The sequence below is a fragment of the Aquiflexum sp. TKW24L genome (assembly GCF_023502205.1).
GTDB lineage: Bacteria > Bacteroidota > Bacteroidia > Cytophagales > Cyclobacteriaceae > Cognataquiflexum.
Genome location: NZ_JAMFLG010000049.1, coordinates 1 through 21,090, shown reverse-complemented (window position 1 = coordinate 21,090; position 21,090 = coordinate 1). Strand labels below are relative to the sequence as shown.

Annotated in this window: 18 protein-coding genes; 11 read left to right on the top strand and 7 right to left on the bottom strand. The window is 41.0% G+C overall.

Features of this window, described 5'->3' with window-relative positions; all coding sequences use genetic code 11:
• Window positions 1-330 precede the first annotated feature (330 nt).
• The 3 genes from M3O96_RS20150 to M3O96_RS20140 all read right to left on the bottom strand — a co-directional run bounded on the left by M3O96_RS20150 (window position 331) and on the right by M3O96_RS20140 (window position 5,264).
• Window positions 331-1,881, bottom strand: coding sequence for a DUF1501 domain-containing protein (locus M3O96_RS20150; protein ID WP_249723849.1), 1,551 nt, complete (start codon window positions 1,879-1,881; stop codon window positions 331-333).
• Between the two features lie 4 nt (window positions 1,882-1,885).
• The gene (locus tag M3O96_RS20145) at window positions 1,886-3,613 is read right to left on the bottom strand and encodes a DUF1800 domain-containing protein (protein ID WP_249723847.1); all 1,728 of its coding nucleotides are present in this window, start codon (window positions 3,611-3,613) and stop codon (window positions 1,886-1,888) included.
• A gap of 370 nt (window positions 3,614-3,983) precedes the next feature.
• The gene (locus M3O96_RS20140; RefSeq protein WP_249723845.1) at window positions 3,984-5,264 is read right to left on the bottom strand and encodes an alkaline phosphatase family protein; all 1,281 of its coding nucleotides are present in this window, start codon (window positions 5,262-5,264) and stop codon (window positions 3,984-3,986) included.
• Between the two features lie 67 nt (window positions 5,265-5,331).
• Between M3O96_RS20140 and M3O96_RS20135 the strand changes: the two genes are divergently transcribed.
• From M3O96_RS20135 to M3O96_RS20115, 5 genes are all read left to right on the top strand, one after another.
• The gene (locus M3O96_RS20135) at window positions 5,332-5,793 is read left to right on the top strand and encodes a YdeI/OmpD-associated family protein (protein WP_249723842.1); all 462 of its coding nucleotides are present in this window, start codon (window positions 5,332-5,334) and stop codon (window positions 5,791-5,793) included.
• Between the two features lie 4 nt (window positions 5,794-5,797).
• Window positions 5,798-6,421, top strand: coding sequence for a hypothetical protein (locus tag M3O96_RS20130; protein WP_249723841.1), 624 nt, complete (start codon window positions 5,798-5,800; stop codon window positions 6,419-6,421).
• Window positions 6,422-6,606: 185 nt separating this feature from the next.
• Window positions 6,607-7,434 (top strand): fumarylacetoacetate hydrolase family protein, encoded by an 828-nt coding sequence (locus M3O96_RS20125; RefSeq protein ID WP_249723840.1) that lies wholly within the window; start codon window positions 6,607-6,609, stop codon window positions 7,432-7,434.
• Window positions 7,435-7,544: 110 nt separating this feature from the next.
• Complete coding sequence (locus M3O96_RS20120) at window positions 7,545-8,609, top strand: sensor histidine kinase (RefSeq protein ID WP_249723833.1); 1,065 nt, start codon at window positions 7,545-7,547, stop codon at window positions 8,607-8,609.
• Complete coding sequence (locus M3O96_RS20115) at window positions 8,602-9,321, top strand: LytR/AlgR family response regulator transcription factor (protein ID WP_249723830.1); 720 nt, start codon at window positions 8,602-8,604, stop codon at window positions 9,319-9,321. Before M3O96_RS20120 ends, M3O96_RS20115 begins: the two co-directional genes overlap by 8 nt.
• 63 nt (window positions 9,322-9,384) lie before the next feature.
• Here M3O96_RS20115 and M3O96_RS20110 read toward each other — a convergent pair whose 3' ends face one another.
• Complete coding sequence (locus M3O96_RS20110; protein WP_249723829.1) at window positions 9,385-9,834, bottom strand: D-Ala-D-Ala carboxypeptidase family metallohydrolase; 450 nt, start codon at window positions 9,832-9,834, stop codon at window positions 9,385-9,387.
• Between the two features lie 386 nt (window positions 9,835-10,220).
• On the opposite strand from M3O96_RS20110, the gene M3O96_RS20105 reads away from it, so the two are divergent.
• Together M3O96_RS20105 and M3O96_RS20100 are read left to right on the top strand one after the other, a co-directional pair.
• The gene (locus tag M3O96_RS20105; protein ID WP_249723862.1) at window positions 10,221-11,861 is read left to right on the top strand and encodes an acetolactate synthase large subunit; all 1,641 of its coding nucleotides are present in this window, start codon (window positions 10,221-10,223) and stop codon (window positions 11,859-11,861) included.
• Window positions 11,858-13,258, top strand: coding sequence for an aldehyde dehydrogenase family protein (locus tag M3O96_RS20100; protein WP_249723827.1), 1,401 nt, complete (start codon window positions 11,858-11,860; stop codon window positions 13,256-13,258). The genes M3O96_RS20105 and M3O96_RS20100 overlap by 4 nt, the downstream gene beginning before the upstream one ends.
• Window positions 13,259-13,324: 66 nt before the next feature.
• Here the strand turns inward: M3O96_RS20100 and M3O96_RS20095 are convergent, their stop codons facing one another.
• Window positions 13,325-13,747 carry a hypothetical protein gene (locus tag M3O96_RS20095; protein ID WP_249723822.1) on the bottom strand — a complete coding sequence of 141 codons (423 nt, stop codon included), beginning with the start codon at window positions 13,745-13,747 and terminating at the stop codon, window positions 13,325-13,327.
• Between the two features lie 64 nt (window positions 13,748-13,811).
• Here M3O96_RS20095 and M3O96_RS20090 point away from each other — a divergent pair, with 64 nt between their 5' ends.
• From M3O96_RS20090 to M3O96_RS20075, 4 genes are all read left to right on the top strand, one after another.
• A complete protein-coding gene (locus tag M3O96_RS20090) occupies window positions 13,812-13,958 on the top strand; it encodes a GNAT family N-acetyltransferase (RefSeq protein WP_249723820.1) in 147 nt (48 codons plus the stop codon).
• Between the two features lie 45 nt (window positions 13,959-14,003).
• Entirely contained in the window at window positions 14,004-14,423 is a 420-nt protein-coding gene (locus M3O96_RS20085; protein ID WP_249723819.1) for a (4Fe-4S)-binding protein, read from the top strand.
• A gap of 108 nt (window positions 14,424-14,531) precedes the next feature.
• Complete coding sequence (locus tag M3O96_RS20080; protein WP_249723816.1) at window positions 14,532-16,199, top strand: amidase; 1,668 nt, start codon at window positions 14,532-14,534, stop codon at window positions 16,197-16,199.
• A 134-nt stretch (window positions 16,200-16,333) separates the two neighbouring features.
• A complete protein-coding gene (locus M3O96_RS20075; RefSeq protein ID WP_249723814.1) occupies window positions 16,334-17,494 on the top strand; it encodes an MFS transporter in 1,161 nt (386 codons plus the stop codon).
• A 287-nt stretch (window positions 17,495-17,781) separates the two neighbouring features.
• Here the strand turns inward: M3O96_RS20075 and pgi are convergent, their stop codons facing one another.
• Window positions 17,782-19,428 carry a glucose-6-phosphate isomerase gene (gene pgi / locus M3O96_RS20070; RefSeq protein ID WP_249723812.1) on the bottom strand — a complete coding sequence of 549 codons (1,647 nt, stop codon included), beginning with the start codon at window positions 19,426-19,428 and terminating at the stop codon, window positions 17,782-17,784.
• A gap of 242 nt (window positions 19,429-19,670) precedes the next feature.
• On the bottom strand, window positions 19,671-20,942 hold the full coding sequence (gene fahA, locus M3O96_RS20065) for a fumarylacetoacetase (RefSeq protein WP_249723811.1): 1,272 nt from the start codon (window positions 20,940-20,942) through the stop codon (window positions 19,671-19,673).
• Window positions 20,943-21,090 lie beyond the last annotated feature (148 nt).

The following is a 21,090-nucleotide window of genomic DNA, read 5'->3' as shown; positions in this document are numbered from 1 at the left end:
GACCCCTTCTAACCAAACTAACCAATAAAAAAATAAACCTTTACTTTAAATGTCCTAGAAACCGGATTTGTCGCCCGGTTTTTTTATGGTTTTTAAAATGGTAGAAGAAAGGAGTCAGCCTCCCAACTGACCCCTTCTAACCAAATAAAAAAATAACCTTTTTTTAAATGCTTTAGAATCTTAGTGGTATTTTGAAAGGAGGAAAAAAGGAGTCAGCCAGATAGCTGACTCTTTTAATTCAATCTAACCAAAAAACCATTATTAATATTTTTCATTATTCTTTTATAATTCAATTTTTGGAGCCAAATGTTGGATTCCGAACCATCGGATTTATAATTTGATCAGATGGAAAGTACTCCTTCGATACCCGTCCATGACCCGCAGGATATACCTTCCCGGAGGAAACATCGAGAAATCAAAATTCTGAGTGAATTGTCTATTTTGGGATATTCCTTCGTACAATTTATTTACTTCCCTTCCTTGACTGTCAATGACATCTATCCTGATATTTCCAGAAAACACCTCAAACTTAACGATAGCAAAATCTCTGATTGGATTTGGATAGACTTTGAGGTTTGTCGGTTCTTCTTTCTGTATGGAAGTCACCAAGGCATTTTTTATTACCGGCACCTCTCCAAAAGATCCCATCATGACCGATTTGTTCACTGAATTTTCCGCTCCAAACCACTGATCAAGGAGGGAACTATAAACTTTCCTGAAGTCATGTTGCATTGGAATATTGTCTCTGTATTCTTCTGAACCATCGATTTTGGGTGGAGTTCCCTTGCATCCGCCATAGGACATATTTCCAAAGATGAATAAAGGAGCCGAGGAACCGTGGTCTGTACCACCGCTGGAATTGGACACTATCCGTCTTCCAAATTCTGAAAATGTCATCCCCATTACCCTGTCAGCACTTCCCAAAAATTCCATGTCTTCCATAAAAGCGACCACCGCATCATTAAGCTGCTTCAGCAGGTTGGCATGATTGCCTTTGGTATGGTCTCCCCCATCCACCTGATTGTCATGGGTATCAAATCCACCCATCCTTACTAGGTAAAGCGGGGTTTTTAAACCTCCTGCAATCAGCCTGGATACAATCCTGAGTTGGTTTCCAAGCCTTGTGTTAGGATACACTTTTTGTTGGGGTACTTTCTGGGCAGCGCTTCTCACTACTGCCCCATATTTCTGTGATTGCTGTGCGATCAACCTGATGTAGCGCAGTTTTTCACCTGCAGGAGTGTCGGGAGTATCTTCCTGTTCATTATTTAGCAATTGATAAAAAGAGTTGGTATTGTTGATGATCATGCTAAAACTTGCTTTTTCTCCCTGAAAAAGCATGGATGAACCATATCCTATTTCCACTGCCAATGGATCAGGGTTTTCGCCGTTAGGATATCCTTCGGGATATTGTGGATGAGTGGCTTCAAGGTACCTACCGGTCCAACCCGATGTAACCAATTCATCTGCATCTGACCCACTCATCCAAATGTCAGTTGACCTGAAGTGGGAAAAATTCTGCTGCGGATAACCTACCGAATGCAAAACCTGCATCCGACCCTCTTCATACAAAGTTTTGAATCCTGAGAGTGAGGGATGAAGTCCAAAATCAGTTCCCTCAACCGGGAGTATACCACTATCGGGGAGCACTACATGAGGCCTTACCTTATTAAGCTGACTCAGATGGGTCAATGGAATTACTGTATTCAATCCGTCATTTCCACCTTCGAGATAAATCAGCACCAATGCACGGTCTGATTCATTGGCCAGATGTAAGAATTTATCCAATGTCTGCCCAAAGCTCTTATCACTCATTGCTCCCAAAAAACTTGGGATAGCGAGACTGTGGGCGGCATGCTTTATAAATGACCTTCTTTTCATAAAATTACATCAGTTGTGCTTCTCCCATTTGCAATAAAAGCTGAAAAGCAGGTTTCAATCTGTTGGTCACGATGGTAACATTTTCCTGATTATTTGGAGATGCCAAATAGGTCAGCCAGGCTCCTGTCCAATAATAATCCTGATCCTGACCATTTAATAGGATTTTCTTGGCTTGATCGATTTGGGATTGACTCAGTTCAAGACCCAGATTAATCAGGGCAAATTCTTTGATCAATAAGACTGGATCTTCAGGTTTAGTGAATCTCCTGACATATTTCAGCAAGTCAGCTGAGATATTCACCGAACTGGAAATCCAATAACCCCAAAATAGCATAGAGTCAGAACCTGTAGCCCTTTTCAGAATGGTGTAGGTGTTTATCCAGATCTTGTCATATTGCGGTGCCTGATAGTATGGCGTCCATCCTGCCACATTGGGTGGATCGCCGACCTCCATTCCCATTCCACTCATATCCCATAAAATAGCCTGATAAAAATCCTTTTCTGCCAAAGAATTTTCTGCTACGGGCATATCAAAATTTCTCCATAAGCCAAGGATAAAATCCAAGGGGCTTTTGATCAAGGCACCCATGATCTCGGGATGGTAAAAATGGGCTGAAGCAAATAATACCTCCAAGGCAGGCATTATATTGTAATTGTTTTGTCTTATGATATTGGCCAAGGGAGTAATGACATTTGCCTCAGCATTCTCAGTAATTTCACTAGCTACAAAAAATGTATACAACTTCCTTGATATGTGCTTTGCGGATTCTTGGGTAGCAAAAATCATGTCCAACATTTCATCCAATTCACCCGCTCCGGCTTCACCTACTTTTCCTGTAATGAGCTTATTTCCGTAAAAAGCCGAAAACTGTTTGTTGCCAAGATGGTGCATTTCGGGATTGAAATAAGATTCAGGTTCTCCATCAGCATGGATGCTGTCCCAATCGACAGTCCATCCCGTCAGTACCCTTGCAGCGGACTGCACATCCTGCTCGTTATAACCGGCACCTTTTCCCTTTCCTATACAAAACAATTCCTGTAATTCACGGGCAAAGTTCTCGTCCGGTGTCTGTTTGTTATTGAATGCCCCGCTCAAAAAAACCAACATCGCTGGATCAAGCGTCAGGTCACGGATCATGGTTTTAAAATTCCCTAAAGCATTTCTATGGAGCATGTTGATGTAGCGGAAGCATGACTTTGCCACAAAAACCTGCCACATTTTGATGGGAAGGAAATTCCACCAAAAAAGTACCATTTTTTCTTGAATGCCGCTGCTCGGGCCTAAAACCCTTCCAATCATCCAGGCTTTTAGCGCAACAATCCTGTCACCTTCAAAATCTTGATTGAATTTCGCCTCTACGAAGCTCTGACCTAGAGGAACATCCGGATCAATTTTGTTTTCACTTACCTTGTTATAATTATTGACAGGCTCAGTAAACGGTGTAAATGAGGCTAAAGATTCAGCAATAATAGTGCTGAGGGTCTTACCTCTAAGGCCTCTCAATTCCTCCAAAGTGGCCCCAAAGCGTGTTCTTTTGATAAAGTGCACCAAATGTGCATCTGTCAATTCTCCCGCGAAAGGTTCCAAACCTGCTTCGATGTACTTTAGTCGGGCATTCGAGTAATTTTGGGGATCGGGAAAAGATTCCAAACCTGAAGTCAAATCAGGGGGTGCCACCTTTTGGTATTGAGGCTGAAGGTGTCTATACTGACCGGGTCTGATTGGAAACATGTGATCTGTTTTAACTTAAAAAGGATGTCAATACACTTGAACACCCATGACCGATAAGCTTCCAAAAGCGAGATATTTTGAAAATCCGGTTAATCAAAAAACGATTAAAAGAAGGTAAAATTACCTTCAAGTAAACAATCAATCCCTGATTATTGCTTTGGGTGACAAGCAATTATACAGGAAAGTATAGATAAAATAAGTATTGTACAATAACCCAAAAAAAATAAATTTTTGATTAAAGGGTTTCTGGCATTGAAAGAAAATTTATTGCATTTCAGACCAAAAAAATAATTTTGACTTTCTCCATCCCTATCATATAAGAAGGTTTTGTATTCTTTTTCCTTACACCAAAACTGAAATACAGTCAGGTTTATTTTTGTACATTTTTCACCCAATAATTCAAAAAACCTGTTGGGGTTTCCAATACCACTTTACCGTTTTTGAATGTGTATGGTGAAAAGTCAAATTCGGCAAATCCATCAGCTAGATTTACCTCGCCAAGCAAAAGGTATTCATCTTCCTTTCCGTAGCGAAACTGATTTCCGAATGTGATCCAGACTTTACCATCTTCATTTTTCCCAAATTCTTTCCAATTGATTTTCAATGTTCCTTTGTCAATGGTTCCGGTAAGATTAGAAGCAAATACTTCTCCCTGTAAGGATACTCCGTCCAACTCCATCTCATGGTCTCTTGGAATTGGAATATTTAAGAATGTGGCAACTGTAGGAAAAATGTCCACCACAGCAGGATTTTGACTGAATCTTTCATTGAATTTAATATTGCTTGCCATCCATATTTCCCTCTCCTCATCCGACTGACCGCCATGATGGAATCCACCCTGCGCCCTGCCGTGGTCTGTCGTGACGATCAGCAAATACTCTTCTTGGTGGTTTTTTTCTCTGTATTGAATCGCTTTCCAAATTTCTCCCAATTGCCTGTCGGCTTCTCGGACCGCGACATCCATTTCGGGACTGTTTCCATAGCGATGCCCCATGTCATCGGTGTATTGCAGGTAAATCCATGTCAAATCAGGAGCAAAATCTCTGATTTGTTCAGCAGCTTTTGTAGCCACCAACTTGTCAATTTCATAGATATACTGGCTTAAGGTATCATGGGGAAACCGGACAGTGTCCACTTCCAATCCATCAAAGTGATAGTCCAACTTTAAATTACCTGTTTCGGTCAAACCTTCCCCAAGGAGTTTGGTCCTGTTGTCCAGCCAAGTGGAATAAATGGCAATTTTCCTATCGGGAAAGGATTCCTTAAAATACCTGAAAATGGTCCAGTAATGATAATTCGGAAGTTGGATCTTGTTGTCTTTGACATTGTGCTTGTTGACCCAAGTTCCCGTCAGCATGCTGTTGTACCCGACTGCGGAGATGGTCGGCGTTTCGGAATATCCCCCTTTTTCTCCTCCAAGCCATGCCCGCGCATATCCTCCGGCCAAGGCAATGCTATCGAAATTAGGCGTATCAACCTTTTCAATAACCGAAGCAGGAATTCCATCCAAAATCACCAAAACAACCTTCCTTGATTTGAGATCGGTCTTTTCGGTACAAGAAATTGTGGCCACCATCAAAAAAACAACCATGCAAAGAGAAAGGATGCTTCTTCCATATCCTGCCGGAAAATCGCTACAGTTTAAGGCCATAAGGTTTTAAAATTGATTGTTAAATTCCTTAAATTTAAAGGGATTTTGATCAGGCTTCCAACCACCGATGGATAAAAAACCATTTATAGAGAATGATTATCTCCTTCAAAAATTTGAAGGCAAAGGAGGATGGACTTATGCCCTGATACCGGAGGTTTCAAAAGAAAAGCGGTTTCCCTTTGGTTTGAAGAAAGTCAGCGGAAGCATTGATGATTACAAATTGGAAAATTGCACACTAATGCCATTTGGTAATGGGCAGTTGTTTCTTCCTGTCAAAGCTGAAATCAGAAAATCCATCAAAAAAGAGGCAGGGGATTGGGTGAGGATTATACTTTTTGCAGAAGAAATCCCTGAGATTATTCCTGAGGAGATTTTGGAATGCCTCAAAGATGCTCCGAAAGCTTATCAAAGATTCAAACAACTGCCTGACCAAGAGCAAATAAATCAAATTGAAGCTATATTAGAGATTAAAAAACAAGACACCAAAGTCGAAAAAATCGTCAGGTTGATAGAAAAATTCAATTATTGAAATCATGAATAAAAACTTTACGGCCTTTATCCTTTTCCTTTTTTTCTTTGGAGCAATACCTGTTTCCTGTGACATCCTTTGCCGGGATTCCTGTGGTTGCGGCAAAATCGAAAAAGCTAATGATTTTATGGTCAAGGAATTCCAAGTCGTAAATTTCATTCGAGGCCAAGTTTACAATCCGGAAGTTTATTACAAGAAAGATGAATTTTACAAGGTATTGGATATAAAGGAGTTTGAATTCATTTCTCAATCCATCCCCAATCAAGGAATGGGGTTTATTCAAGGAGCATTTGCTTGTGATCCTGGTCCACATATGTCCGCTGAAAGCATTATTGATATCTTGATCATTAATAAAAGGGAATGGATTTCTTTTGAAGGAGAAATTTTTCCTATAGGTTCCGATATCAGTTCCCATTTTACCATTTCTGATTATCCCCATTTATCGGGAGAAAGTATATCAGATTATTTAGCCTCCGGAAAAAGAATGTTTTTGGGAGAGGGTCTTTTTCTCAAATTTGAAAGTGCATTGATAGAAGATTCTGACTTGATGTTTGATGTCGAAATCAAATTAAGCAACGGCAATAATTACTATTTTCAAAACGAAAAAATGAAGATTCAGAATTTGTAAAATACCCTATATTTCAATAATGGCGATATTCGATTCTCTATTTTTTTTGCCTTCACCTATCTCCAATTCACCATCCTACATGTTTGTGGATTGATTTTAAGAGAATATCTGTATTTTCATCATCATAATTCACCAAGCAATAATAATTACTAAATCAAAACCAAACCTACTTAACCGTACAACAAATGAAAATATACAAATCTGCCCAAGGCATCCTCATCGAATGGGATTCGAATTTTTACAAATCCAAAGAAAATGACTGGAACACTTTGGTCAACTCAGAAAATCTTTTTCAGAAATTGAAGGAAGAAGTTTCCACTTCAGAGAAAATTGATTGGTCACCAAAAGACATTTCTGCACCGATAGGAACTCAGGAAGTATGGGCCGCAGGTGTCACTTACTTCCGAAGCCGTGAAGCACGCATGGAAGAATCCAAAGAAAGCGGCGCGGCTACTTTCTATTCCAAAGTCTATGAGGCAGAGAGACCGGAACTGTTTTTCAAATCCACTTACTACCGGGTCGCCCAACCCAACGGCAAAGTCCACATCCGGAAAGATTCCAAATGGAATGTTCCTGAGCCTGAATTGACACTTTTCATCAATTCTAAAGGACATATCGCCGGCTACACCATTGGTAACGACATGAGTTCACGGGATATCGAAGGTGAAAATCCACTCTATTTGCCTCAGGCAAAAAGTTACGATTATGCTGCAGCCATCGGTCCTTGTCTATTGGTTCCCGAAAAACCAATAGATCCCAATGCCAAGATCCATATGAAAATCGAGCGGTATGGAAAAACGGTCTTCGAAGGTGAAATTTCCATCAATCAGATGAAGCGAAGCCATACCGAGTTGGCGGGTTATCTGTTTAGAGAAATGGCCTTTAATGAGGGAGTATACCTGATGACAGGAACTTGCCTTGTTCCGGATGACACATTTACCCTGCATGACGGTGACAGAATCAGCATTGAAATCGATGAAATCGGCACATTGGTCAATTTTGTTGGCAGGTAGGCATTCATCCATAGATTCCTGCAATCCTGTATTCTGATAAGGCTTGAAATAGTGTTTCGGCTTTCTTTGGGTTATAATTGAAAATAGCGGGTCAGAGGATCATAAGAGAAATGAGAAAAATAAGCCTCAACAAAAACCAACAATATTGGACAATTCAAATTCTTGGATGGTTTTCTCTGGTGTTTGTCGAAACCATCAATTACACCTTCTTCATCATCAGGGAATTTGTCTGGGAATATGTGTTTCAATTTTGCTTTTTGGCCTTAACCGGATTGATTACATCACACTTTTATAAAGTGCTTTTTATCAAACCAACAATATTTCAAAAGAGCCTTTCCAAAATATGGGGAAAGGCTCTTTTGGATACTTTTTTTATCACCTTCATTATGGTTTGTCTTACTTTTATACCTTTGGTTTTCAGTGCTCCAGAATTCTTTTCAACATCAGAATTTGTGATCCACTTTTTAGGTCAAATAATGAATATTGCGAGATACGTGGTGGTGTGGATCATTATTTATTACCTCTTCCATATTTTGGATAGGAATAGGATCATTTCCCAGCAAAACCTGATCGTCGAAAACCTAGCTAAAACTTCGGAGCTGGAACTTCTCAAGTCCCAACTCAATCCCCATTTTTTGTTCAATGCCCTCAACAGCATCAAAGCCCTTGTGCTTATCGATACTACCAAAGCAAGGGAAGCAATCATCAAATTGAGTGAGCTGCTACGCTTTACATTAAACTATGAAAAGACTCCTTTGATCAACCTTTCGGATGAAATCGACGAAGTAGTCAAATACCTAGAACTTGAAAAAATCAGATTTGGTGACCGCCTAGATGTCAATATCGACCTGCAGGCAGAAACGTTGGATGCAAAAGTGCCTCCTGCCATGATCCTCACTTTTGCAGAGAATGCTATTAAACACGGAATTACGCAGCTTCCGGATGGTGGAATCATCGAGATCAAATCGAGTTCAAATTCCCAGACATTGAAAATTGAAGTATCTAACACCGGAGAACTAAAAGAAAATGAATCCAAAGGGATTGGCTTAAAAAATTCAACCAGAAGACTCCAAAACCTTTTTGGTGAAAAAGCGGAACTGCATTTACAATCCAAATCTCCCGATAAAGTATCTGTTACGATTGTATATCCTCTGAAATATAATAATCATGCTTAAAAGATGTTTTTTGGTCGATGATGAAATCCTTGCCCTCAGGGAATTGGAGACCATGCTGAAGGCTTTTCCGGAAATAGAAATCACAGGATCAAGTGATAGGGCCTCGAATGCTGTAGAAATGATCAACAACCTCAAACCTGATTTGATTTTTCTAGATATCAATATGCCGGGAATGAATGGCTTTGAATTGCTCGAGAAACTTGATGAAGCACCTGACGTGATATTTGTGACAGCCTATGATGAATATGCAATCAAAGCATTTGAGGTCAATGCCTTGGACTATATCTTGAAGCCTGTTAATCCGGAAAGATTAAAAGATGCTATAAATAAAATACAAAAGAAAGCCATTGTAGAGAAAACCAATGAATCGGAGAAACTGGGAATTGACAAAAAAATCTTTATCAAGGATGGAGAAAAGTGCTTTTTCGTTCCGGTCAGGGATATTTTTTTGATAGAAAGTGAAGGAAATTATGTCAAAGTCTATTTTGAAAACAAAAAACCTCTCTTGCACAAATCATTGACCTATATGGAGAACAGGTTGGCTGATGAAGTCTTTTTTAGAGCAAACCGCCAATTCATCATAAACCTGAATTTTATCAAAAACATAGAGCCTTATTTCAACAGCACCTTACTCGTAGAAATGCAGAACGGTCAAAAAATAGACCTGAGCCAAAGGCAAAGTGTCAAATTCAGAGAAATAACAGGGGTATAAATTTCCTATGAAAGAAAATCTATACCCCGGAATTTTTTGAATAAATTATTAATTGCCGGTTGATTACCCGGGCAGGTATTTTGTTTTGCCATCAACTTTGACAGCTCTAAGGCATTGACGGCGGTTGGCAGCAATGTTGGGATTGTACGAGACATGCACCCACCTGTCAAATTCCTGAATCAGCTGGTCAAAAACAAGATTGCTATTTTTGATTCTTTGGTAAAGTTGTTCCGTGGTTAGGTGCCCTACTTTGATATCAGCCGCCTGCCCAAAAACATGTTGGCTGTTTGGAGCTCCATTAATTGCCTGATTAACTCTCGGACATCGGTATCCGCTACTTGTAAGAATAGCCCTTTGTAAGCCATCCCTCAGAGGTTGAAGGACATTTTGACAAAGCGCCCTTAAATTGTCTACCACTGCCTGATCGGGGGTAAACTGTTCGTCAAAGCCAAGTCTGACCGCTGATTGGCTTGTCAACATTTCATCAAGGTAAAAATTTTTTGTGAGGTGCATTATTTGATTTGGTTAAACTGGTGAATAGAAAAATTTATCTTTATTAATCTTAAATATAAAAAAATATTATAGGTAAAATTAGAAGGTTACAAATATTTTTTACCTTAAAAATATAAAAAGACACAATTCATCAAAAGTAAGTACATTATTGTAAATCAATACATTAAATAAAATATCGAATATTTTTTAGAATCCTTTTGAAATCAATACCAGCGACGCTGCTTCATCATGTTATTGTAAAAAGAACATAAACAAGCTTGATTTACTCTTGTGATATTCTCTAAGTAAGTAGTTTTAAGTAGCGCAATTACGACTGAATGAAATTATTTAGCCATTTTCTCAGTTACCTTTTTGGCGCATTTTTACTTACTAACCACAGCTATTTTATGAAAGCATCTGACCTTTTTGTCAAAGCACTAGAAAATGAAGGAGTCGAATACATTTTTGCCTTGCCCGGTGAGGAGAACCTAGACCTCCTCCAATCTCTAAAAAATTCCTCAATTAAATTAATCCTGACGAGGCATGAACAAGGGGCGGGATTTATGGCAGCGACATACGGAAGGCTTACGGGAAAGCCTGGCGTGTGCCTTTCGACATTGGGACCTGGCGCCACCAACCTTATGACTCCGGCAGCATATGCCCAGTTGGGCGGAATGCCGATGGTGATGATTACCGGACAAAAACCGATCAAAAAAAGCAAACAAGGCCGTTTTCAGATCATCGATGTGGTAGACATGATGCAGTCAGTTACCAAATTCACCAAACAGATCGTCAATTCCAACCACATTGCTTCAAGCATCCGGGAGGCTTTTAGAATTGCTATTGAAGAGAAGCCCGGAGCTGTGCACCTAGAATTACCGGAAGACATCGCACAGGAAGATTGTGAATCCAATGTTTTTGATGTAGTCGGACATATCATCCCAAATGCCGATGAAAAATCAATAGATCTAGCAGTGGAGATGATCCACCAATCCAAAAAACCATTGCTCTTGATCGGAGCGGGAGCCAATAGAAAGGTAACCTGTAAGGCTCTGAAGAATTTTGTGGATGAGACAGGAATCTATTTTTTCACCACCCAGATGGGCAAGGGTGTGATCGACGAACGACATCCGCAGTACCTTGGAACAGCGGCTTTATCGAGCAATGATTTTGTGCATGCCGCCATAGAAGACGCTGACCTCATTATCAATATAGGGCATGATGTAATTGAAAAACCTCCATTCTTCATGAAAGCAAATGGAAAAAAGGTAATCCATGTCAACTTCTCCCCTGCTGAAGTTGATCCTGTGTATTTTCCCCAGCTGAATGTTGTTGGAGACATTTCTGGATCAGTTTTCAGACTTGCAGAAAAAATTGAAAGGCAGGAAGATTGGGATTTCAGCTATTTTGAAAAGGTCAAAAAAGAAGTGGAAAGACATCTTTCGACCTACTTTCATGACGAAAGGTTCCCAATGCTCCCGCAGAGATTGGTTAATCTATTGCGTGAAAATTTAGATTCCAAAGACATCATTACTTTGGATAATGGTGTCTATAAATTGTGGTTTGCAAGGAATTATACTTGTCACCAACCCAATACCCTTATTTTGGACAATGCCTTGGCATCTATGGGTGCTGGTCTTCCTTCGGCCATGATGGCCAAAATGCTAAATCAAGACAAAAATGTCGTTGCGGTCTGTGGAGATGGTGGTTTTATGATGAACTCTCAGGAAATCGAAACTGCAGTAAGGCTAGGTCTGCACATCACTGTCATCATCCTCAATGACCAAGGATATGGCATGATCAAATGGAAACAGGAGGATATGGGTTTTGATAATTTTGGCTTGGATTACAAAAATCCAGACTTTGTCAAATATGCAGAAAGCTATGGCGCCCAAGGCCACCGACCGGCCACTGATACAGAATTCAAAGAAATTTTAACCCATTGTCTGGCTACCGCCGCAGTCCATATCATCGACCTGCCGGTTGATTATTCATTGAACCACGCCATTTTAAATGTAATGTTGAAAGAAAAAACCGAAAAACTATGAGCACTACCCAAACCTTAAAAGTATATTCCCCATTTGACCAATCTTTTCTTGATGAAATTACACTTTCTGGAAAAAAGGACGTGGAGAAGGCACTAAGAAAAGCAACAGCACTTTTTGGGGACCGAGCAAAATGGATTCCACCTCATGAAAGGATAGAAATCCTGGAAAAAGTCGGTGCTATCATGCGGGATGAGATGGAGGAACTTACCCAGACAGCTACTGCCGAAGGAGGAAAACCATACCAAGATTCGAAAGTTGAAGTAATCCGAGCCATAAACGGTGTCAAAATTGCAGCTGAAGAAATCGGAAGACTGACAGGAGAACAGATCCCAATGGGCTTAACCAAAGCTTCTGTCAATAGAATTGCATTTACTACAAGGGAACCCATTGGTGTGGTTGCAGCCATTTCAGCATTTAACCACCCACTTAACCTTATTGTCCATCAGACAGTAACTGCATTCGCGGCAGGTTGTCCTGTCATTGTCAAACCAGCCTCCACTACCCCATTGACATGTCTTGCTTTTGCAGAGATTTTGTACAAGGCAGGTGTTCCCAGAGATTGGGTGCAAGTGCTTGTCATGGACAATGAATCTTCGGAATTGCTTGTCACAGATAAAAGAATCAATTACTTGTCATTTATCGGTTCAGCCAAGGTGGGCTGGTACCTGAAATCAAAATTGGCACCGGGGACACGCTGTGCACTAGAGCATGGTGGTGCAGCACCTGTAATTGTTGAACCTGATGCAGATTTTAAAGAAATGGTTCCTTCATTGGTCAAGGGAGGTTTTTACCATGCAGGACAGGTATGTGTATCGGTTCAGAAAATATTTGCGCATGAATCGATCGCTAGGCAACTAGCGAATGAAATGGCAGAAATGGCCTCTCAACTACTGACCGGAGATCCTCTGGATAAAAACACAGAAGTTGGGCCGCTGATTTCGCCCAAGGAAGTAGACAGGGTTGAAGAATGGGTCCGGGAAGCTAAAAATAACGGTGGGGAGGTCTTATGTGGTGGAAAGAGAATTTCTGCGACGTGCTATGAACCTACTGTCCTTTGGAATCCGCCACAAGATGCCAAGGTATCCAAAGAAGAGATTTTTGGGCCGGTGGTATGTATCTATCCTTATCAGGATCGAAACAAAGCTATCGCAGAGGCAAATAGCTTGGATTATCATTTTCAGGCAGCAGTCTTTACGAAAGATCTGGATATTGCTTTTGATACTGTCCAAAAACTCAATGCCACAGCTGTGATGGTCAATGACCATACTGCATTTAGGGTGGATTGGATGCCATTTGGCGGACGGGATGCATCAGGAGAAGGATTGGGCGGAATCCCCTATTCGATGAAGGAAATGACTAGGGAGAAGCTGATGGTGGTGAAAAGTAAGTATTTGTAGGAGAAAATTATTGAGGCAATAGCCTCCTTTTCAATTGAATGAATCGTAAGAATGAATGCGTTTGCTTTAGTGCAAACGCATTTCTATTTCATCCAAGATGTCATAATATTTCTTTAACATTTTATTCCAGTCTTTGAAATTTGAATCCTCCAGTTTATCAGGTTCACCGTTTCCATATTGTGAAACCATTTTTATGGAATAATTATTTTCGGAAGTATCTCCGTTGTGGGTAATTATCACTCTTGACTTTATGGTAAGTGTCTCATCATTGAATATGTCCAGCTTCCAAGCCGTTATTAAATAACCTGCATTAAAATCTACAGTCTCTAAAACATCAAACTCTTTGGTGACAATGGAGATGAGTTTTTGCCATGCATCAGCGGAAGATATGGAAGCCCTTGTTGCCAAACGAAATCTTATATTGATTTTTTCAGATAGCAAAGACAATCCGTAAGCCTCATCTTCCATGAGTACAACATCCTCCAACATCGGTAAAGTATTAGAATTAGGCTGATTTCAATATTTTTTTGAAAAAGCAACTCATCTTTGGTAATTGTTATCCGCTGACATTTACGGCAAAAAACTGGTTTTAGCGGGCGTTGAATATGCAAGGAAAAAAAACATTAAAATTCTTCCTCTTTGTCCTTTTGCCAGAGGGGTATTCTCGAGAAAAAAGGATTTGAGAGATGTCTTGGTCTGAAATTATTTAGTAATTTGATTGCCATTCAAAACAAATCCCAAAACCATGATTAAGAAAGAATATTCAAACGGTGAGGTAACCATCACATGGGAACCTGACAACTGCATCCATTCAAAAAACTGCGTGACCGGACTTCCAGCATTTTTTAATTTTGAAAGAAGACCTTGGATCGACCAAAATGGAGCAAATACCGAATCGATCGTCTCACAGATTAAAAAATGTCCCTCAGGAGCTTTGGGTTATTACTATAATAAAGAGAGCAAAGAACTTGACAGCGCTTCTTCCGAACCGATAGTACAAGTAATTTCAAACGGCCCATTGATGGTCTATGGAAATATAGAGGTCAAATTCAAAGATGGAAGAACAGAAAAGAAGTACAAAGTTACAGCATTCTGTCGCTGCGGAGATTCCTCCAATAAACCCTTCTGTGACGGTACCCATAGAAAAATAGGATTTGAAGGGTAAAAAATCTAGAATTTTACCGAGCGCCTAAAAATGGATTTTAGATTCATCTTGGCCAACTTTTGATTTTTTATCCATTGCCTTTGTCTTCAAAAATTAAAAAAAGAAAAAATGAAAAAAAACTTTTGGTTGCTCCTTGCCTTGGGTGTTTTTGTAGGTGTCATGTTTGGATTTGTCTTGGCCAAAAATACCATTCCCATTGGAAGAGAAGACGTCAAAGCTGCCCAAAAACTACTCCACCTTGATTTCAATGAAGCTGAGATAGACACCATGCTCTCCTACCTGGAAGACAACCGAAAAGGATACGACACCATGCGGACTTTTTCTTTGGACAATGAGATAGCTCCGGCAGTAGCTTTTGATCCCTATCCGATGGATTTGGAGATCGTTCCGTCCAAAGGATCGCATGTTTGGCAGGTGGATGAAAAAGTGAAAATGCCAAAAGACAGAAACGAAATCGCATTTATGTCAGTGATGGAATTGGCAGGGCTGATCAAATCAAGACAAATTTCTTCTGTTGAACTGACCAAGATTTATCTAGAAAGAATAAAAAAATACGATCCAAAACTTCAGGCCTTTATTTCTGTCACCGAAGATTTGGCATTGACCCAATCCCAAAAAGCCGATGAAGAAATTGCATCCGGAAAATATAAAGGTCCGCTCCACGGGATTCCTTATGGGATCAAAGATTTGGCTGCTGTTCCGGGCTATCCTACCACTTGGGGAGCCGCACCCTACAAAGATCAAATCATCAATGAAACTGCCACTGTGGCCAAAAAGCTAGAAGAAGCGGGAGCTGTACTTTTGGGTAAGCTTGTCTCAGGTAGCCTGGCAAGAGGAGATGTCTGGTTTGGAGGAAAAACCAAAAATCCGTGGGACTTGAAACAGGGCGCTACCGGTTCATCTGCCGGTTCAGGTTCGGCGACCTCGGCAGGTTTGGTCGGATTCTCTATCGGAACAGAAACCCTCGGGTCGATCATTTCTCCCTCTACCCGTTGCGGTGTGACTGGATTGAGGCCGACATTCGGCGCTGTAAGCCGAACAGGATTTATGACCCTTTCATGGAGCATGGACAAAGTCGGTCCGATCTGCAGGAATGCCTCAGACTGTGCCATCGTCTTTGATTACATCCGTGGACAAGATAGAAAGGATCGCTCTGTACAAAATGCTTCATTTGATCTTGTAAGTTCGGAAGAGCTAAAACACTTAAAAGTCGGCTATTTCTACAGCCAATTTGAATCTGACACCTCAGCCAACCACGTCCATAACAAGCGCACCTTGGAGGAATTCAGAAAATTAGGAATCGAGCCTGAAAAGGTTGAACTGCCAAAAGACTATCCCTTCAGCGTATTTGACATTATCCTCAGGGCTGAAGCCGGGGCATTTTTTGATGAATTGGTATTATCCGGCAGAGACAGCCTGATGGTGGAGCAAAACAAAAGCTCTAGAGCCAACTCCCTCCGTCAGGCAAGGTTTATCCCTGCAGTAGAATACCTGCAGGCCAACCGGCACCGGCGCTTATTGATTGAAGAATTGCATGCCTTGATCAAGGAATATGATGTTATAATTTCTCCGACTTTTGGAGGAAGGCAGATGCTCATCACCAACTTGACAGGACATCCGGCATTGAGTTTACCAAATGGTTTTGACAAAAAAGGAAGGCCGACGAGCATTACTTTGGTGGGCAATTACTTTGAAGAAGGGAAGCTGATTGCATTGGCGGAGGCTTATCAGAAAAAATACCGCTATCATGGTAATATGCCCAAGGGTTTTGATTGAAGTCCTAGTTGAGGTTCTTATATGGCTTTGCATTCATCCGAACTCAACCGTCAGTTAACGCTCAACGATCAGGCTTGGGACTCTGAAGTGATGAAAGGCAAGTGATTTTCTTGAAAAGAAATATATACTTGTAGATGAAAAGAATCCTGCCGCTGATTGTCATCTCTCAATTTTTGAGTACATCGCTTTGGTTTGCAGGAAATGCGGTGTTGCCCGATCTAGCCAAGGAATTAAATCTTGCACCCGAATACCTTGGCCACTTGACGAGTGCGGTGCAATTTGGGTTTATTGCAGGCACTTTGGTATTTGCTATTCTGACTATCGCGGACAAGTTTTCCCCATCTTGGGTTTTCTTTTGGAGTTCGGTGATAGCATCTGCATTTAATTTTGCGGTCAGGATCGAGGATATCAGTGCCTTACAAATCCTGCTTTTCAGATTTGGAACTGGTTTTTTCCTTGCCGGGATTTATCCTGTGGGGATGAAAATTGCCTCAGATTATTTCCAAAAAGGTCTTGGTAAATCTTTGGGGTTTCTGATCGGAGCTTTGGTTTTGGGTACTGCTTTCCCACATCTAGTCAGAAGCTTGCTTAACCCACTTCCCTGGAAATATGTGATCGATGCAACTTCGGTGTTGGCTATGATCGGTGGATTTACCATCGTAATGTTCGTACCAAACGGGCCATTCAGAAAGAAAAGTCATGGATTTGATTTCACTTCTTTTTTTAAGGTTTTCCATACAAAACCTATCCGTTCCGCTGCCTATGGCTATTTTGGTCACATGTGGGAGCTTTACGCATTTTGGGCTTTTTTGCCCTTTATCCTTCAGTATTACAACAAAATCCATGACTTGGAATTGGATTCTGCGTTTTGGTCCTTTACGATTATCGCAGTCGGTGCAGTTTCCTGTAGTGTCGCAGGAATATTGTCGGGGAAATTCACTCCAAAAGCAATAGCCTCTTTTGCACTCGCCGTATCGGGAGTCTGTTGCTTTATTTCTCCTTTGCTTTTTATTCAAGGTTCACAAGAATTGCTACTTGCATTTTTGATGGTTTGGGGCTTGGCGGTCACGGCGGATTCACCGATGTTTTCGACGATGGTCGCCCAAAATGCCCCTGAGGCAACACGGGGAACGTCCCTAACAACCGTCAACAGTGTAGGCTTTGGGATCACAATCATCAGTATTCAATTAATCAATCTCCTTTCTATTCAAATTGATCCTATCTATTTGTTTCCCGTTTTGGGACTTGGCCCTGCCTTGGGATTGATGGGGATGTGGAGGGGAAAGAAAAATTAAAAAAAACACCTGAAAGGTAAAAGCTGATACTGTCAATAAAAAACCTTCGAGGTTCAAAAAAATCTAAAAGGAGAAAGCGAATTGATCAAAAAACTCAAAAGACCTTCGAGGTTCGAAAAAACCTCAAAGGAGAAAGCAGATTTACATCTAAAAACTGAAAAGACCTTCGAGGTTTGAAAAAACCTCAAAGGAGAAAGCGGATTTAGATCAAAAACACGAAAGACCTTCGAGGTTCCAAAAAACCTCGAAGGTCCAATACTTCGTACTTCCAACTTCGTACCTCCTTCCTACCCTCTCATTTCCTTGTAAGCATTAATCAGTCCATTGGTGGAGGCATCATGGCTGATTACCTTATTCTCATTTACAAGTTCAGGAAGAATGGCATTGGCCAAAACCTTTCCCAACTCCACACCCCATTGGTCAAAGCTGTAAATATTCCAAATGACTCCCTGCACAAAAATCTTGTGCTCGTACATCGCCACCAATTGTCCCAAAGTGTATGGAGTAAGCTGTTTTACCAAAATAGAATTGGTAGGACGGTTTCCTTCAAAAACCCTGTGCGGAGCGATTTCGGTAATTTCCGCTTCTGATTTTCCTGCTTTGCTCATTTCTGCAGTTACATCCTCGAGCGTCTTCCCATTCATCAGGGCTTCTGTCTGCGCAAAGAAATTGGAAAGCAACTTCACATGATGGTCAGAAATGGGATTGTGGGAAACAGCCGGAGCGATAAAATCACAAGGTATCAGGTGTGTTCCCTGATGAATCAGCTGGTAAAAAGCGTGTTGACCGTTGGTTCCCGGTTCTCCCCAAATCATCGGCCCTGTGCTGTAATTGACCTTTTGGCCATCCCGAGTCACATATTTTCCATTGGACTCCATATTTCCCTGTTGGAAATAGGCCGCAAATCGGTGCATGTATTGGTCATAAGGCAGTATTGCCTCAGAGGTCGCACCCAAGAAATTGGTGTTCCACAATCCGATCAAAGCCAAGATTACCGGAATATTTTTGTCAAAATCAGCATTTCTAAAATGCAGGTCCATACTGTGTGCACCTGAAAGCAGTTTCTCAAAATTGTCAAATCCAATCGCACAGGCAATTGGCAATCCGATGGCAGACCATAGCGAATACCTTCCTCCTACCCAATCCCAAAAAGCAAACATGTTCTGAGGATCGATTCCGAATTCGGTGACTGATTTGGCATTGGTAGACAAGGCCACGAAATGCTTCGCAACTGCGCTTTCAGCTTTGGCATAATCCAAAAACCAATTCCTCGCTGAGTGGGCATTGGTCATAGTTTCCTGAGTAGTGAAAGTCTTGGAAGCAATAAAAAACAAGGTAGTCTCCGGATCCACTTTCTTCAATGTCTCGGAGATATGTGTTCCGTCCACATTGGAAACAAAGAAAATCTCCAAGTTGGGGTTTTGGTAAGGTTTCAAAGCTTCAGTCACCATCACAGGACCCAAATCCGAGCCACCGATTCCGATGTTGACGAGGGATTTGATGGGCTTTCCGCTATATCCCAACCAAGTTCCATTCGAAATTTGATCTGCAAAACCTTTCATTTGCGCCAAAACAGCAGTGATGTCAGGCATCACATCCTTTCCTTCAAAATAGACGGGGGAATTGGAACGGTTTCGCAATGCGGTATGTAACACAGCGCGACCTTCAGTGCCGTTGATTTTTTCACCAGAGTACATCGCTTCGATAGCTTCTTTCAGGCCTGTTTCATTAGCAAGGTCCAGCAAAGCCGACAATATGCTTTCGTCGAAGCGATTTTTGGAATAATCCACCAAGATATCTTCAACCTTGATGGAGAATTTTTCGAAGCGGGAACTGTCAGCAAATAGGTTTTTGATATGTGCATCCTTATTGGCATCAGCCAATTGTTGGAGTTGGTGCCAAGCTTGTGTGGTGGTGGGATTAATATGATTCATCTCAGGTAGGTTTTAAAAGATATGCGGTGCAAAAATAAGATTTAATATGAGGGGATGAAATGAAGTTTTGGTGATGCTGTACTCATGTTCCAAATTTTTCAAAAAACAAATTTTCTTTTATAAGAATGCTTCAGAAACTCTCATAAATGAAAACAAGAAAAAATAAGAAATTTGAGTAAAACGAAAAGCCTCCCAATCAATTAAGAAGGCTTTTTTACTTTTTATTCAAAAGAATTTATGATTTATTTTGAAGGCAATATTTTCCCCTCCACTTCCCCAAAACCAATCCGGATTCCGTCCTTTTCGGCATAGCCTTTCATGATGACGGAATCGCCGTCTTGGATAAATTTGCGTTCGCCTCCTTCTTCCAATTGCACAGGTTTTGTTCCTTTCCATGAAAGTTCAAGCATCGAACCAAAGCTATCTTCTGTCGGTCCAGAGATCGTACCGGAAGCCATCATGTCTCCGACATTGATATTACAACCGTTGACGGTATGATGGGCAAGCTGTTGGGCAATATTCCAATACATGTATTTGAAATTGGAAGTACAAACCTTGGTGGCTTTAAGGCCCTCAGGTTGGATCGAAACTTCAAGGTTGATATCAAAAGCGTGATCTGTCTGATATTGGAGGTAAGGCAATACTTCCGGTTCTTGCTTGGGGCCTGCAACTCTGAACTGCTCCAAAGCCTCCAAGGTCACAATCCAAGGAGAAATGCTTGAAGCGAAATTTTTTCCAAGGAAAGGTCCCAAAGGCACATATTCCCAAGCTTGGATATCACGTGCGGACCAATCGTTTAAAAGCACCATTCCAAATATATAATCTTCGGCATCCTCGGTACTGACACTGTCTCCCATTTTGGTGGGTTTACCGATGACAAATGCCATTTCCAATTCAAAATCCAATCTCTTGCTCGATCCAAATTCAGGAACTGCCATATCAGGATCCTTGAACTGACCTTTGGGTCGGAAAATGGGCGTGCCTGAAGGTACGATCGAAGAAGCCCGTCCATGGTACCCAACGGGAAGATGCTTCCAATTTGGCAGGATAGCATTTTCGGGATCGCGAAACATCTTTCCGACATTGGTCGCATGCTCGAGGCTGCTGTAGAAATCTGTATAATCACCGATTTTGACTGGAAGCAACATTTGCGCTTCATTCCTGCTGACGAGGGCCTTTCCCCTGCTTTGATGGTCACGGAGAGCCCCGTTTTCTTCCTTCAAAAATTCCTGCACCTTTTCCCTGACCTTTTTGGTGGTTGCCTTTCCTAATTCAATAAAGTCATTGAGTGAGTCTTTTTGGAAAACGCCATGAGGAATCTGCGTCATGTCAGAGAAAAAACCTTCCTCATGCAAGACAGCTAAATCAACAATTTTATCTCCGATAGCAATGCCTGCTCTTGGTGTGATCCTTTTGGTCTGAAATATTCCAAATGGCAAATTATAAATACTGAAATCTGAATTTTTTGGGACTGGCACCCAACTCTTCAATGGTTTGGCCGGTGATTCACTCATGTTTAAAAATTTGGTCTTCGGGCTAAAGATAGGCTTAAAACAGGGAAGAAAAAATCAAGGGTGGTTACTGAAACCTGAAATCATTATTGGCTATATTTATTCAGTCTTTTATGAATTTAAATATATCATTAAGACTAATAATAAAAAT